General features: G+C 50.8%; 13 protein-coding genes. 8 read left to right on the top strand and 5 right to left on the bottom strand.

Annotated elements, in window-relative coordinates; translation table 11 throughout:
- Positions 1-96: 96 nt before the first annotated feature.
- The 3 genes from GCU44_RS04215 to GCU44_RS04205 form a co-directional block, all read right to left on the bottom strand.
- A complete protein-coding gene (locus GCU44_RS04215; protein WP_154854231.1) occupies positions 97-918 on the bottom strand; it encodes a sugar phosphate isomerase/epimerase family protein in 822 nt (273 codons plus the stop codon).
- Between the two features lie 291 nt (positions 919-1,209).
- Positions 1,210-2,070: a phytanoyl-CoA dioxygenase family protein gene (locus GCU44_RS04210; protein WP_154854228.1), complete on the bottom strand. Its 861-nt coding sequence runs from the start codon at positions 2,068-2,070 to the stop codon at positions 1,210-1,212.
- Positions 2,071-2,144: 74 nt separating this feature from the next.
- A complete protein-coding gene (locus tag GCU44_RS04205) occupies positions 2,145-3,059 on the bottom strand; it encodes a metallophosphoesterase (RefSeq protein ID WP_154854225.1) in 915 nt (304 codons plus the stop codon).
- Positions 3,060-3,289: 230 nt separating this feature from the next.
- Here GCU44_RS04205 and GCU44_RS04200 point away from each other — a divergent pair, with 230 nt between their 5' ends.
- Positions 3,290-5,302 (top strand): alpha/beta hydrolase, encoded by a 2,013-nt coding sequence (locus GCU44_RS04200; RefSeq protein ID WP_154854224.1) that lies wholly within the window; start codon positions 3,290-3,292, stop codon positions 5,300-5,302.
- A gap of 99 nt (positions 5,303-5,401) precedes the next feature.
- On the opposite strand, the gene GCU44_RS04195 is transcribed toward GCU44_RS04200, so the two are convergent.
- Positions 5,402-5,908 (bottom strand): acyl-CoA thioesterase, encoded by a 507-nt coding sequence (locus tag GCU44_RS04195; RefSeq protein WP_154854222.1) that lies wholly within the window; start codon positions 5,906-5,908, stop codon positions 5,402-5,404.
- Positions 5,909-6,012: 104 nt separating this feature from the next.
- On the opposite strand from GCU44_RS04195, the gene GCU44_RS04190 reads away from it, so the two are divergent.
- From GCU44_RS04190 to GCU44_RS04160, 7 genes are all read left to right on the top strand, one after another.
- Positions 6,013-6,813 (top strand): universal stress protein, encoded by an 801-nt coding sequence (locus GCU44_RS04190; RefSeq protein WP_092168279.1) that lies wholly within the window; start codon positions 6,013-6,015, stop codon positions 6,811-6,813.
- Positions 6,813-7,793, top strand: coding sequence for an NAD(P)H-quinone oxidoreductase (locus GCU44_RS04185; RefSeq protein ID WP_317175329.1), 981 nt, complete (start codon positions 6,813-6,815; stop codon positions 7,791-7,793). The genes GCU44_RS04190 and GCU44_RS04185 overlap by 1 nt, the downstream gene beginning before the upstream one ends.
- Before the next feature lie 45 nt (positions 7,794-7,838).
- Positions 7,839-9,224, top strand: coding sequence for an amidohydrolase family protein (locus GCU44_RS04180; protein WP_154854220.1), 1,386 nt, complete (start codon positions 7,839-7,841; stop codon positions 9,222-9,224).
- A 310-nt stretch (positions 9,225-9,534) separates the two neighbouring features.
- Positions 9,535-10,296 carry a creatininase family protein gene (locus GCU44_RS04175; RefSeq protein ID WP_154854218.1) on the top strand — a complete coding sequence of 254 codons (762 nt, stop codon included), beginning with the start codon at positions 9,535-9,537 and terminating at the stop codon, positions 10,294-10,296.
- A 15-nt stretch (positions 10,297-10,311) separates the two neighbouring features.
- Positions 10,312-11,991, top strand: a complete 1,680-nt coding sequence (locus GCU44_RS04170) for a M1 family metallopeptidase (RefSeq protein ID WP_154854216.1) — start codon at positions 10,312-10,314, stop codon at positions 11,989-11,991.
- 67 nt (positions 11,992-12,058) lie between these two features.
- Positions 12,059-12,859, top strand: coding sequence for a pyrroline-5-carboxylate reductase (proC, locus tag GCU44_RS04165; RefSeq protein WP_154854213.1), 801 nt, complete (start codon positions 12,059-12,061; stop codon positions 12,857-12,859).
- 3 nt (positions 12,860-12,862) lie between these two features.
- Positions 12,863-13,888: an alpha/beta hydrolase gene (locus tag GCU44_RS04160; RefSeq protein WP_154854210.1), complete on the top strand. Its 1,026-nt coding sequence runs from the start codon at positions 12,863-12,865 to the stop codon at positions 13,886-13,888.
- Between the two features lie 74 nt (positions 13,889-13,962).
- Here GCU44_RS04160 and GCU44_RS04155 read toward each other — a convergent pair whose 3' ends face one another.
- On the bottom strand, positions 13,963-14,127 hold the full coding sequence (locus GCU44_RS04155) for a DUF1328 domain-containing protein (protein WP_092168258.1): 165 nt from the start codon (positions 14,125-14,127) through the stop codon (positions 13,963-13,965).
- Between the last annotated feature and the right edge of the window lie 83 nt (positions 14,128-14,210).

Below are 14,210 nucleotides of genomic sequence, written 5' to 3'. Positions count from 1 at the left end.
GCCCAGAAAATGTGGTTGAAGTTGCCGAAATAAACTCGATTTTTCTGACAAAATCCCTCGCTTTTCCTCTTGCCAGCCTACTGCCTGCTTTCCCGATCAAAGAGAAGAGCTTCCCAGGTACCTATCTTTTAGCAAATGCAGCATATACACATTGATTTCCCATTGGTTGGCAACCGGCATTTGGGTGTAAGCCAGGGAAGGCATGTATGGAAACGGTCCAAACTCGGTGGTAATACGCAGGCTGGTACCGGCCTTGCGGTGCCGCTGCACCACCCGATCCCACCAACCCAGGTGTGCCTGCAAGGCATCGCTCCATTCCGGAGCCCGGGGATCGTTTACCTGGGGCCCTTCCGCAAACCCTACCCGGCTGTGAATGTGATCGGTTCGGGAAAGGGCCAGATCCACGGCTTCCTTTTGGTCTTCCAGTAAAGACTCGTGCACGTTGCACCAATGCGAAATATCCAAACAAATGCGCAGCTCCGGAATTTTCTGAAAATACATGGCTGCCACCGGGGCCGAATACAGGCATTTTCCGCGATGGGTTTCGTGGGTGATGGGAATTCCAGAGGCTTCCGACAGTTCTCGAGCCAGCGAAAAATGGGGCTCGTTTTCCTGAAATGTGAAAAAATCTTTACCCGTTTGGCAGTTAACCGCTACCGGGGCGGCCTCCAGTAAGTGCTCCAGGTAGCGACGGTAAGCATCGAAATTGGCTACCGGGTCCGGTTCAAAAGACTGGTAGTACTGGGCGACCAATTCCAGATCGTAGTCCTTCAAGGTATTCAGCACCTCGCGCTTCGCCGTCACGTCCAGCGGAAGTTCCATTTCCACGCCCTCGTACCCGGCTTCGGTTACATTCTTACAAAATTCCTTAAACGAGCGCGTATTGCCCCACAAGGGAGCGTAAAATTTGATCGACATGTCTTCTGATATCGTTAGTTACTAGTATTTCCAGTATCAACCGATACCGGAAAAAACTAGTGGGTAAAAACAACTTCTACGGTTTTTGCTTTACGTGTCCGGTGCGTTCTCGCATCGGAAATCATCCATTTTATTTGGCTTCGAGTAAGTGTCTGACCTAAAAACCAGCAAACCCTGGCCGGGAAAATCATTCACCCTGCTGTCTTCCCAATCAGGCGACCAAAAATGCGTCAGGAATAAAAACTCCTGGGAAAGATCGAGGCCTGAGGTCAGGAACAGACCAAATAAAACTCAGCCATCTTTACGCACCTGCACGTCTGCTTCCCAACCCGTATTTTTGAGGGCCGGGTCGTTTTCTTTTTTTAGAAAAACTGCCTCCGAAAGAGAAGCCGCTTCCCATTCCAGAATTGCTTCGTCCGGCACTTGCTCGATGGGTTCTTTCCAGGCAGTAGACGTCTCATTGTAGGCCAGGTTGGATTGGGAATTAAAGCAGGAAATAATGCTCCACCTGGGTTTATCGGATAGGTTGGCGGCCGAGCGGTGAAGCAGGTTGCTGTGAAAAAACAAGGCATCGCCGGGCTGCAACTCGCAGTATACCAATTCCATGGTTTTTAGTGCATTATCGACCATCACCTGATCTGCCCCTACCTGTTCGCCGGCAAAGCCATGATTGACTCTACCCAATTTGTGGGAGCCCTTAATTACCTGCAAACAACCATTTTCTTTGGTGGCAGGCGTCAGGGCTACCATCACACTAAGTAATTGGTCCGGAAACATGAACTGATTTTTGTACCAATAGCCGTAGTCCTGATGCCATTCCCAGGCCCCTCCGACTTTGGGTTCCTTTTGCATGAGTTTGGAATGAAAATGGCAAACCGGGGAGTCCCCGTCCAAAAGCGCAGCCACGGACTGCACCATTTTTCGGCTCCGCGTCAGGTAGCCGAAAACATCGTTACCCGGCTTGAACCATAGCGACAAACGCGTCTTTTTCCCCGATTGGTCGTTCAGGTCCATCGCATTCGTTCGCATGGCTTCGTCCTCAATGGCGACTCGGTACAGCGTATCCGTTTCCTTCCGGGAACAAAACTCCGGCACAAGCAGGTACCCGTCTCGGTTATAATCTTGGATTTGTTGTTTGGTAAAACTATTCATAAAGGAAAACTAACCATATTTTTCGAAAAATAAAAGGCCATGTTACACCTCTCCGGTTTGTTGCTCTGCCTCTTCTACACGTACCAAAGATTTTGCGCATCCAACTCCCCCTCGCCGAAGTATCGGTAAGCTACCAACTTTCCTTGGTTTGCGACGCTGTAATCCAGGCAACAGACATTGGTTTTTTGAAAGGAGGGAGTTCCTTTTAACCAATAATGCCCAAAAAACACCTTTTTTTCGGTCACTCCGTAATACCCCTGGGATGGAAAATCTGCCGCGTCTAGCGGAAGATCCGGAAGTTTTTCGTTGGGCTCCACACTGATAGACCGGTAGGTCATTTGGGAAGGGTTTTCCCACCATTTAATCCGTATGGACGACCGCAGCGTACCGTCCTTATCCGGGTAGGTTTCGCCCTCCGGTAGCGCCAACTCTTTTCCTTTTAAGGTCTGCTCGACGGCCAGATTAAGGGCTGTTCCAACGTTGACCGAATCGTAAATCAGCGCATCCGTCAACTTCTGTTCTTGCAGCGTTGCTTGCAAAAAATCGATTTGTTCCTGATCCCAGCACGCATGGACAGCTCTAAAGCCTTCTGTTTCCACATAAAGCGGCAGCGTTTTAAACCATTCCAGGTATTTTTCGTACTCAGATTGCTTGTTTTGAAACTGCTTGAGCGTGTCGTAATGCTGGATGATATTCTTTATTTGGTGTTTTCGAAGGTGGCCCCCTCCCCTTTCCTGAAAATGAAAACAGAGCGCATTGTACTCATGATTTCCCATCAACGCGGTGGCATGGCCGCTTTCGCACATTCCCTTGACCAGTTCAAGGGTTTCCCTGATTTGGGGGCCGCGATCAATATAGTCCCCCACAAACAGCACTTTTCTGCTGGGGTGCGCATAGACGGATCCTTTTTTGCGGTACCCGAGTTTGAACAGCAATTGTTCCAGTTCGGCGGCATGGCCGTGTATATCTCCAATAAAATCTAGCCCCATGGTTTGTTCTTTTGTTCGGATTCTACTACAACAAATTTAGGACGATTCGTTTGCTTGAGGCATCCCCGGCCGATTTTTTTCTCAAAAAGTACGGATAGCGATGAGGCATATTTAGCGGAAGCAAGGCCGAGTCGTTGCGCATTTTTCCAAAATTTTGACTAGCTTGGAAAATTGCTTGCAGCCAAAAAACCCGGTTCAGGCATACCTGAATCATAAACCCAGCTAACTTCATGATGTACACGTCGCGCTCATTTTCCTGGTACGTACCGTTTTTAGTCCTTATTCTTCTGCTATCGCCTTTTGTATCCACAGCGCAGCAAGAGCCGGTACCGAATTCCATCCTTTCCTACCTGTACCAATCATCTGCTGCCCTGAGTGCCGATTTTCCACTTGCCGATCTTTCCGCGTCCACTTGGGAACGTGAGCGACCGGAACGCCACCGGCAGTTTATGGAAATGATGGGGTTTTCACTGGAAGAACCGCGCGACCCACCCACTGTTCGGCATACAGGCACGGTACAAGAAGACGGCTTTCGCATCGAGAAATTCTTCTTTGAATCCATGCCCGGATTGTACGTACCCGCCAACCTGTACGTTCCCGAAGGCAGCAACGCACCCTCCCCACTGGTGTTGTACCTCGCTGGACATGCCCCGGGACAAAAAGTCCACTACCAGGCCCATCCCAGAAAGCTTGCTCAACTGGGGTTTGCTTCCCTAATCTTTGACACCGTCCAATTTGGCGAAGTCGCCGGCCACCATTGGGGGCCCTATAACAGAGGTTGGTTTCATTGGTACTCCAGGGGTTACAACCCGGCCGCCGTGGAGCTGTGGAATGCCATACGGGCCCTGGACTACCTCGCCATACGGGAGGAAATCGATATGGAAAATGTGGGCGTCACTGGTATTTCGGGAGGCGGATCCCAAACCTGGTACCTGGCCGCCGCCGATTCCCGAATCAAGGCGGCTGCCCCCGTTTGTGGAGCGGGAACCCTCGATTCTCAAATTGGCGAGCGACGAATCGACGGGCACTGCGATTGCATGATGCCGCACAACCCGTTCCAATGGGACTTCACGGACATTGGGGCGCTGATCGCCCCCCGGCCATTATTGATCGCTCAGTCCGATCGGGACGAGTTGTATGGCATAGAATCGACCCGTGCCTTTCACCAAAAATTAGCTACCTTCTACCAGAACCTGGGTGCAACAGGCCAGGTCAGCCTGGTAGAAACCCCCGGGGGACATTCCTACCACAAAAAATCGCGTACGGCCATTTTTTCTTTTTTTCTCGAACACCTGATGGGCAAACATATTTCGCCCGAACAGATCACCGACATTGAAACGGATACGGAAGCCTTGCTTTCGGCCGAACAGCCGCAGGTGTACAGCGAGGGAGCCCCGGCAGACGACCTCACCCCGGTCATTCAGGATCATTTTCTCAACATGCCCCCGCCCCCTGTCATTCAAAACGAGGCAGACCTGCTGCAACTGCATAAAAAAGTCACCGACTACCTGCGAACCCATACCTTTGCCGCCTTTCCCAAAGAAGCGGCACGTTTTGAAGGGAAAGAAATCTACCGCACGGACGATCTGGCACCGCATGGAAACAAGACATTTGCCTTTACGAGCGAGGCAGGTTGGCGGTTGAAACTGAATGTATTTTACCGCCAAAATCCGGAGGAAGCGCATCCGCTTGTGATCGTTTTGCGGAACCCGGGAGAATTGCGTTGGGATTCGGAAAGTTTTGCTCAGAAAATTGCCCGGGGCCAAAACGTTGCCTACCTGGAAGTGCGGGGCACCGGAGAGGTTGGTTGGGCACCTGAGTTAAACTGGCATATTCGGAGAGCGGCAGCCTGGACAGGTAGAACACTTCCTTCCATGCAAGTGTACGATGCCCTACGGGCTATCGAATTTGCGCGCAACCTACCCGGAGTGGATCCGCAGAAAATTAGCATCGCGGCTCGGGACGGAATGGGACTGGTGGCGATGTATGCAGCATTGCTGGATGGATCCTGCGAAAAACTAATCCTCTCCAACCCTCCTGAGACCCATGACCTACCCAGCCCCGCACACGGTATGGATACGGCATTGGAACTCCTGGGGGTACTAAAATGTACGGATATGTATCAAATTCCTGCCCTGCTGTACCCCACCCGAACAAGCTTTTTGGGAGAAGTACCAGCACGGTACCTTTGGTCCGAAAAAAGTCTCAAAGCCGCAGGTAGACACGGTTTTACGCGACTGTAGTTGTTTAAAAACCGGTAGTCTTTTCACCACCGGGTTTGCGGCCAGGAAGGACCAAACCCTATTCAATCTGCCACCGGGATGCATCGAAGGTAGTTTGTTTTATAATTTGGCCTTGATTTCTTTGATTCGGCCCTTGATGCTCGTATTCTCGATGTCTATTTTTTCGGAAACAGCCAGCAGAAATTCCTTTACCGCACCTGTATGTTCGGTAGACTTTCCTTGGGCCATGTCTACGTACCGCATGGTCGTCCAGAGCAGGGTTTTCAACTCTTCCTTGTTGTCATCGGTCATGTAATACTCGATAAGTACTGTTTGGTGGTCGTGCCAGATCACCCGACTCATGATACGTACCCATTCTCCCACCCGGGCAGGCCGGATATAGGAGATAGTGTGGTTATACACCACCCAGGCGGCCTTGTATTTGCGAATAAAATCGATCATTTCCACCCCATACAGCTTGGGAACCTGGTCCTCCCGGGCATTGAAAAAATAATCGAAATACTTGGCATTATTCAGGTGTTGGAGCGGGTCGCAATCCTGAAACCGGACTACCACCCGGCTTTCCGTTTCCTTCGGATAGTGTTTATTCTTATCAAATTCAAACATACGCTTGCGATGGATTTCTTGTCAATTGCAAAGATATATGATTTAAATCATTGTGGCGAATCGATTAAAAATCCGTACCTTAATGACTGTAAAAACCACATACTATGAAAATCTTGGTCCCTACCGATTTGTCGGAAAATGCCGCCAATGCATTCGCTTTTGCCCGGTCCTATGCCCGGCAGCAGGATGCCAGTATCACGTTAATGTATTCGTATTATGCCGTGTATGACTTTGCTGCACAGGCAGCAGAGATCATTCAAGCCATCGAAACGGACGCGAAAGCGGCGTTGAAAAAAGCCATCAGCGAAACCGATGGCTCGGTGAAGGTGGATTATAAAATCATCCAGGGAACCGTGTCCACGGCCATATTTGCCACCGTGGCCAACGGGGATTACGACTTGATCATCATGGGGACGCAGGGAGCCAGTGGGATCAAAAAGAACCTGATTGGGTCCAACACCGCCACAGTTGTCAAAGAAAGCGAGGTCCCGGTCATCGCAGTTCCCTTTGGGGCCGGTTTTGATGCGGTAAAATCGATCAAGGTAGCCCTGGAACTGGAAAATGAGAACGAGTCCATGTTTCGGAAACTGGTCGAACTGACCGAAACCTGGAACCTACCCTATGAGGTGGTCCACGTGTCTTCCGACGCGGACTTCACCAAGGAAATCAGCTTTAAGGGGGTTGAAACCTACCTGGACGAGCATTTTCCCGATTGCGACTTTTCGTTTCAAAAACTCAGCGGAAAAGATGCAAACGAGGGGTTGAGTCGATACCTTCAGGATAAATCCGATAGCTTGCTCGTCATGTTTTCCAAAGAAAAAAGCTTCTTTTATTCACTTTTTAAATCCAGTCATAGCGTAGAAATGGCCTACCATACCCATATCCCGCTGCTGGTAATCAAATAATGATGAAGGCTGTTGTGATCAAACAGGCTGGTCCACCGGAGGTGATGGAGCTATCCGATCGTCCGGTGCCGGTTCCGGGAGACAATGAGGTACTTATTCGGGTTCGGGCAGCGGGTGTCAACCGTCCCGACCTGGCGCAGCGCAAAGGAAAATACCCGGCTCCGGAAGGTGTTCCGGCAGATATTCCCGGACTGGAGGTTTCGGGTTGGGTGGAGCAGTTGGGGAAAACGGTAAAAACCTGGGAGATCGGAGATCCGGTTTGCGCACTACTCGCAGGAGGAGGGTATGCTGAGTACGCGGTGGTTCCTGCAGATCAATGCCTCACGATTCCGGAAGGCGTCAGTCTGGAGGAAGCGGCAGCACTTCCGGAGACGTTTTTTACGGTTTGGAACACTATCTTCTCGATAGGTAAATTTCGCTCCGGAGAGAAGGTTCTGGTGCATGGAGGCAGCAGCGGAATAGGTGTGGCCGCCATCCAAATGGTCCGAGCACTTGGGGGAGAAGTCTACACGACCGCAGGCACAGACGAAAAATGTCGGATCTGCGAAGAGTTAGGGGCCAGTCTGGCCATCAATTACCAAGAGGATGATTTCGAGGAAAGGCTAAAAAACCACCTGCAGGGAGCGGAAATCGACCTGATCCTCGACATGGTAGGTGGCGCCTATACATTAAAGAACATTCGGTTGCTCGCCCGGAAGGGACGACTAATCTTAATCAATGCGATGAGTGGTACCCTGGGGGAGGTGGACCTGATCCGGATAATGAAAAAGGAACTCGTAGTTACTGGCTCGACCCTGCGTCCCCAATCGGTCGCCTACAAGGGGAAAATTGCTACCCAACTCATGGCTCAGGTTTGGCCATTGTTTCCGGATCTTATCCGGCCGGTGGTACACACCGCCTTTCCATTAAAGGATGCCTACAAGGCGCATCAGCTGATGGAAAGTTCCACTCACGTGGGAAAAATCCTGCTACTGGTCTAATCCCGGCAGGCACCCGCTATGTAAACCCAATTAACCTCATAGGCCATGAACTACCTATTGTCTCTCGTTTCACTCAGTCTACTGCTATTCACCTGCGGATCAAACACGCAAACCTACCCGCTAAATGCCGATTATACCGTACTGGAAAACGTTTGGCTAATCGACGTAGCCACCGGCAAAATCAATAAATGCCACGTCGTAGTTGGAGACCGGATAATCGACCGGATCCTACCTGCCGGACACCCGGTAGATTGGGGGGCAGGTACCGTCATTCCTTGCGAAGGGAAGTACCTGTTACCCGGCCTTACGGAAATGCACGCACATATTCCGGCAGCAGCCTGGGACGATTCCCTGGTCAAAGAAACACTATTTCTCTACCTCTCCAACGGCATTACCACCATCCGTGGTATGCTGGGAAATCCGGTTCATTTACCCCTTCGTGAAAAGGCAGATCAAGGCCTGATTCTATCTCCCCGGATAGTCACCTCCAGTCCCTCCTTGAATGGCACCACCGTCCGAACCCCCGAAGAGGCACGTGAAAAAGTAACCGCATACGCCAATGCGGGCTACGATTTTCTGAAATTGCATCCCGGAATCCGCCTGCATGTTTTTGACACCTTGGTTCAAGCCGCCCGCGAGGCAGGCATCCCCTTTGCCGGTCACGTGTCCAACCTGGTCGGAATTCGGCATGCACTGGAAAGCGGGTACCAGACCGTGGATCATGTAGATGGCTTTCTGGAAGGCCTGGTACCGGAATCAGTTGGGGTCAACCCGATCGAAAATGGGTTTTTCGGTTACAACTTTACCGGTGTGGCAGATACCTCAAAAATCTCCGAACTGGCCGCTTTGAGTAAAGCGAACGGGGTCTGGGTAGTACCAACACAGGCGCTGTTTGACCGCTGGTTTTCTCCGATACCTGCGAGCAAACTGGCAAGCGAGCCGGAGATGCGCTACATGCATCCGGAGACCATCCAAGCCTGGATCGCCAGCAAAAACAACCTTACTACCGGGGAAGCGTACGATCCGGAGCAATGGCAGCGATATAATAAAATTCGACACCAATTGATCAAGGCCCTTCACGAGCAGGGACAGGGCTTACTGCTGGGTTCGGATGCACCGCAGGTTTTCAACGTTCCCGGCTTCTCCATTCACCACGAGTTACAGGGCATGCTGGATGCCGGATTGAGTCCGCTCGAAGCCCTGCAAATTGGCACACTCCATCCGGCGGCCTTTTTTAACGGAAACTTCGGGGAAATAAAAACAGGAAAATCTGCTGACCTGATCCTGGTGGAAAAAAATCCCCTGGAAGACCTGAAATACCTACGCCATCCGGCAGGCGTGATGGTACGTGGAACCTGGTTGGATGGAAAAACCATCGAGGAAGAACTGGCTGCCATCGCCAATAAGTACGCAAGTCAGGAGAAGGAATAGGCCCATGAAGGCAGCTCACAAATCGGGGATATCGGGCATGAGCAAGTAGATGTCCTCTTTCTGTTCCCAACGGTCATACCCCTGCAAGTATAATTTTTATCGCTATGCGGCTGGTACAGGGAGGCAGCTCGGCTGCCGTCTGGGTCGGCGGTCCTTCCTACTCCCTGCTGCGGTAGCGTTTTTTCCAGTGGATGTCGAATTTCCGGCTTTCTATACGGGGAAGTCTTCATCGTTTCCGATGGGATTTAAAAAAAAATATGGTTTATTTACACATCGGAAGCATGTTTGGCTACACAACTAACGAGTAACTATGAGACCCTATATTTTGGCAGAGACCAACTGGAAGGCATTAAAGGACGAGCGTATCGAACTGGCGGTACTTCCCTGGGCAGCAACCGAAGCCCATAATTACCACCTGCCCTACGGCACGGATTGTTACGAAGCAGATGCCATCGCAGCAGCTGCCGGAGAAATTGCCTGGAAAGCTGGTGCCAAAATCATGATCCTACCCACCGTCCCGTTTGGAGTCAATACGGGGCAGTCGGACATCTACCTGGACATGAACCTCAACCCCTCCACCCAGATGGCGATCATTCGGGATCTGGCAACGGTATTGCAGCGGCAGGGTATTCCCAAGTTGCTGATTCTTAACAGCCATGGAGGCAACGATTTCAAATCCATTTTGCGAGAAATCGGTCTTGCCTTTCCCGATATGTTTTTCAGTACCTGCAATTGGTTTCAGGCCATGGATAAAACGGCCTATTTTGAGCACATGGGCGATCATGCGGATGAAATGGAAACCAGTCTCATCCTTCACCTACAACCTCATTTGGTGGGCCCTTTGGAAGAAGCGGGCGACGGAGCCGAAAAAAAATCCCGGATCAATGCCCTCCGGGAAGGATGGGCCTGGGCAGAACGAAAATGGTCCATGGTGACTGAAGACACCGGTATTGGCAATCCGAAAGCCTCTTCCAAAGAGAAGGGCGAGCGTTTTTTTACCGATGTCACCCAAAAGGTAGCGGAATTCATGATCGATTTGGAAAAACTGGACCTGGCAGACCGCTACGAATAAATAATCCTTCTACGCATGCAGCAACTCGCTTTCCAAAAAATTGGCTCCCTCGCGCTTTTGTGCACCACTTTGTATACCCTTACCCTCTTCCCAACCCAGGCCCAGCAGACTTCTGTGCCGTATTCCCGGCAGGACAGTTTGCGGGGAAGCATCACAGAGGAAAGGGAATGGTGGGACTTGCTGTATTACCACCTGGATGTGGAGGTTGACCCGAGGCGAAAATCCATTCAGGGCAAAAATACCGTTCACTATAAGGTTCTGAAATCCTCCCAAACGCTTCAAATAGACCTGCAGGAACCCATGGAAATCAAAGGCTTTTATCAGGAAGGCCGAGAAATGCCTTACCGGCGGGAGGGCAACGCGTATTTTGTGGAATTGGAATTGCCTCAGAAGGTCGGTGAAATCCATCAACTCCAGGTAGTCTACGGCGGAACCCCACGAATAAGTCCGAATCCCCCCTGGAGTGGCGGCCTCACCTGGGAAAAAGACCAGAAAGGGCGGCCCTTTATCGCCAACTCCAATCAGGGCGATGGAGCCAGTCTCTGGTGGCCCTGCAAGGATCACATGTATGACGAGCCGGATAGCATGCTGATCAGTGTGACCGTTCCGGATCCATTGATGAACGTGTCCAACGGAAGGCTCCGAAAGACCGAAAAACCGAGTCCGGAAAAAACCACCTATCACTGGTTCGTAAGTAGCCCCATCGCCAATTACGGCGTTAATATTAGCATAGCCGATTACGCCCATTTTTCCGAAGAATACCTTGGGGAAAAAGGCCCGCTCACACTGGATTATTACGTATTGAGGGAAAACCTGGAAAAGGCTCTTGTTCAGTTTAAGGATGCTCCCCGAATGATGCGGGCATTCGAGCATTGGTTTGGGCCGTATCCGTTTTACGAGGATGGTTTTAAACTAATCGAAGTCCCCTACCTGGGCATGGAGCACCAATCGGCCGTTACCTACGGAAACGGATACCAGCAGGGCTACAAGGGCAAGGACTTTAGCGAAACCGGCTGGGGCCTCACCTTCGATTACATCATCATTCACGAAGCGGGGCACGAGTGGTTTGCCAACAACATCACTTACCGGGACATCGCCGACATGTGGATTCACGAAAGTTTTACCACGTATTCAGAAAGCCTTTTCCTTGATTATCACTACGGCGTGAACGCCGGGAACGCCTACCTACAGGGAGCCCGTAGCGTGATCAAAAACGACATCCCGATCATTGGTGATTACGGGGTAAACCAACGGGGATCCGGTGACATGTACTTCAAGGGGGCCAATATATTGCATACCCTCCGGCAGTGGATAGATCAGGATGAAAAATGGCGGGCCATTCTCCGAAAAATGAATGCGACCTTTTACCACCAAACCGTGTCCACACAGGATATAGAAGGGTTTTTGGCACGCGAAACCGGTCTGCCGCTGCAGACATTTTTCGACCAATACCTTCGGACCGCTCAGGTACCGCTTTTTCAGCACTATTGGAAAGACGACCGACTGTATTACCGGTGGCAGGAAGTGGTGGATGGCTTTTCCATGCCGGTCACAGTCAGCCAAAATAACCTGACCCATGTGCTGCATCCAACGGCTGCCTGGCAGTCCACCGACTTGCTGCTACCGGGCAGGGTATTCGAAATAGATCCCAACTTGTATATTTTCACCCAACAAATTCGAGCACCGTCCGAGTAGCGCCCGTGCTACTTTTAGAAAAATAATTGACTAAATTTACACCTATATCGTAAATAAGAAACCAGAAATGGAAACCAACACCAAGATTGCCATTATCGGTTGTGGAAACCTGGGACTGTCCATCGTAAACGGGTTGCTGGGAAGCAAAGGGTTTGATGGCAAAAACCTAACTGTAACCAAACGGCATCCGGAGAGTCTGTTTTACCTGCAGTCCCAGGGCGTTCGCGTTTTGGCTGATAACAAAGAAGCCGTACGGGACGCCGACTTTGTTATCATGGGCGTAAAGCCGTATAACATTGTGCCCATTTTACAAGAAATCCGACCATTTCTTGTAAAAGAAAAGGTGGTCATTGCCTCTCTCGCCGCTGGAGTTACCATCGCTACCTTAAAAAATGAACTGGATCCCGGTACCACCATTTTTCGCGTGATGCCAAACATCGCCGCAGACATCAAGGAATCCATAACCTGCATTTGCGGGGAAAATTTTAGCCCCGAATCGGAAGACCTGGTAAAAGCCATTTTCAACAGTGTCGGCATCTCCATCACCATTGAGGAGCACCTCATGGAAGCGGCTACCGTTCTGGGCGCATGTGGTACAGCCTTCGTGCTGCGGTTTATGCGAGCGATGACCCAAGGGGGGATTCAAATTGGTTTTGATGCCAAAACGGCCAATAAAATCGTGAATCAAACAGTGAAGGGTGCGGCGGAGCTAATCATCCAGAAAGGCATCCATCCCGAGGCAGCCATAGACAAGGTCACCACCCCAAAGGGATCCACCATCAAGGGTCTTAACGAAATGGAACACCATGGCTTTAGTTCGGCCATGGTACGGGGAGTTGTTGCTTCGTACGAGGATATAAAAAAATAACCCATGAAAAAACTTATTCCCTGGCTAATGGGAACGGCCATTTTACTGGTCATCCTGTACATGGTAGGTCCGAAAGAAAGTGTTCAGGACCTCCGTGGTGCGTATCCGGAGGTGCCGGAAAATTTAACCGCATTGGAGAGCTACGTTCGGAACAAAGAAGATACGGTAGCTGGCCTGAAGCCGGGCAACCGGGCTACCATTGTCTGGGCGGATAGTACCCGGAAGGAGAAAACGCCGTATAGCATTCTCTATGTGCATGGCTTTGGTGCCAGCCACATGGAGGGCGATCCGGTACACCGCAAAATTGCCGCACATTTTGGTGCCAACCTGTACCTGAGCCGCCTACCGGAACACGGAATCAGCCGGCCAAATGCCTTCGAATACCTGAGTGCATCCGATCTGATCCAGGGAGCACGGGAAGCGTACATGATCAGCAGGCAGTTGGGTGAAAAAGTAATTGTCCTCGGGACTTCGATGGGGGGAGCCTTGTCCCTGGTTCTGGCCGAAGAGCGTCCGGAAATAGCAGCCGTCTTGCTGTATTCCCCCTGCATCGCCATTTACGGAGACCGGTTGGATCCACTTTTTCAGCCCTGGATGAAGCAATTGATGCAACTGACCATGACCGAGTCGGGAATCATGGAAGTACCGCGGGAACCCGAAGAAGGAAAATACTGGGCCGACCGCCTCCACATCAATGCTTATACCAGCCTTGCCGTATTGGTAAAAAGCAAAATGAATGCCGAGACCTTTGAGAAAGTCCGGCAACCGCTTTTTATGGGCTATTTTTACAAAAATGAAGAAATCCAGGACAGGGTCGTATCGGTACCAGCCATGTTGACCATGTACGAGCAGCTGGGCACACCGGAAGCGGACAAACAAAAAATGACCTTTCCCGATGCCGGTGACCACGTAATTACGTCCCCGATCAAAACCGATCAATGGGCGTCCGTGCTCGATGCTTCCATTTCTTTTCTGGAAGAGGTGGTCAACGTACCGGCGCGGGAAATCCCCGTGCCTTCCGGAGAGTAGCCTACCCGTGGCTCGTCAGCAAAAAAAAACGGAACGCCCGCCACACGTAGTTGGCAAACATTCCGTTTTGAATGCTAAAACCCATTTACTGCACCGGCGATCAGCCCAATCACCAAAAGTACCAAAAACAAGTAGAAAATAATTTTAGCGATAGACGCAAGACCCGAAGCAAGTCCGGAAAAGCCCAGTACGGCGGCGATCAGTGCTACGACAAGAAATACGATTACCCAGGTTAACATAGTTAGAGTGGTTTGGTAGTACGGTTTTAAATTTACTCTTCGTTAACTACAAAAAGCAAACCAAACTCCGCAACTACCGGATT

Origin of the sequence: Cyclobacterium xiamenense, assembly GCF_009467825.1 — a bacterium.
Classification (GTDB): Bacteria; Bacteroidota; Bacteroidia; order Cytophagales; family Cyclobacteriaceae; genus Cyclobacterium; species Cyclobacterium xiamenense.
The sequence above is the reverse complement of the archived record's forward strand: the minus strand, read 5'-3'. Positions and strand labels throughout refer to the sequence as shown.

Coding starts and splice junctions, on each gene's coding strand:
- GCU44_RS04155 (WP_092168258.1), bottom strand. CDS start 14,127: ATGTTAACCTGGGTAATCGTATTTCTTGTCGTAGCACTGATCGCCGCC.
- proC (WP_154854213.1), top strand. CDS start 12,059: ATGGAAACCAACACCAAGATTGCCATTATCGGTTGTGGAAACCTGGGA.
- GCU44_RS04200 (WP_154854224.1), top strand. CDS start 3,290: ATGATGTACACGTCGCGCTCATTTTCCTGGTACGTACCGTTTTTAGTC.
- GCU44_RS04180 (WP_154854220.1), top strand. CDS start 7,839: ATGAACTACCTATTGTCTCTCGTTTCACTCAGTCTACTGCTATTCACC.
- GCU44_RS04160 (WP_154854210.1), top strand. CDS start 12,863: ATGAAAAAACTTATTCCCTGGCTAATGGGAACGGCCATTTTACTGGTC.
- GCU44_RS04210 (WP_154854228.1), bottom strand. CDS start 2,070: ATGAATAGTTTTACCAAACAACAAATCCAAGATTATAACCGAGACGGG.
- GCU44_RS04170 (WP_154854216.1), top strand. CDS start 10,312: ATGCAGCAACTCGCTTTCCAAAAAATTGGCTCCCTCGCGCTTTTGTGC.
- GCU44_RS04215 (WP_154854231.1), bottom strand. CDS start 918: ATGTCGATCAAATTTTACGCTCCCTTGTGGGGCAATACGCGCTCGTTT.
- GCU44_RS04175 (WP_154854218.1), top strand. CDS start 9,535: ATGAGACCCTATATTTTGGCAGAGACCAACTGGAAGGCATTAAAGGAC.
- GCU44_RS04185 (WP_317175329.1), top strand. CDS start 6,813: ATGATGAAGGCTGTTGTGATCAAACAGGCTGGTCCACCGGAGGTGATG.
- GCU44_RS04195 (WP_154854222.1), bottom strand. CDS start 5,908: ATGTTTGAATTTGATAAGAATAAACACTATCCGAAGGAAACGGAAAGC.
- GCU44_RS04205 (WP_154854225.1), bottom strand. CDS start 3,059: ATGGGGCTAGATTTTATTGGAGATATACACGGCCATGCCGCCGAACTG.
- GCU44_RS04190 (WP_092168279.1), top strand. CDS start 6,013: ATGAAAATCTTGGTCCCTACCGATTTGTCGGAAAATGCCGCCAATGCA.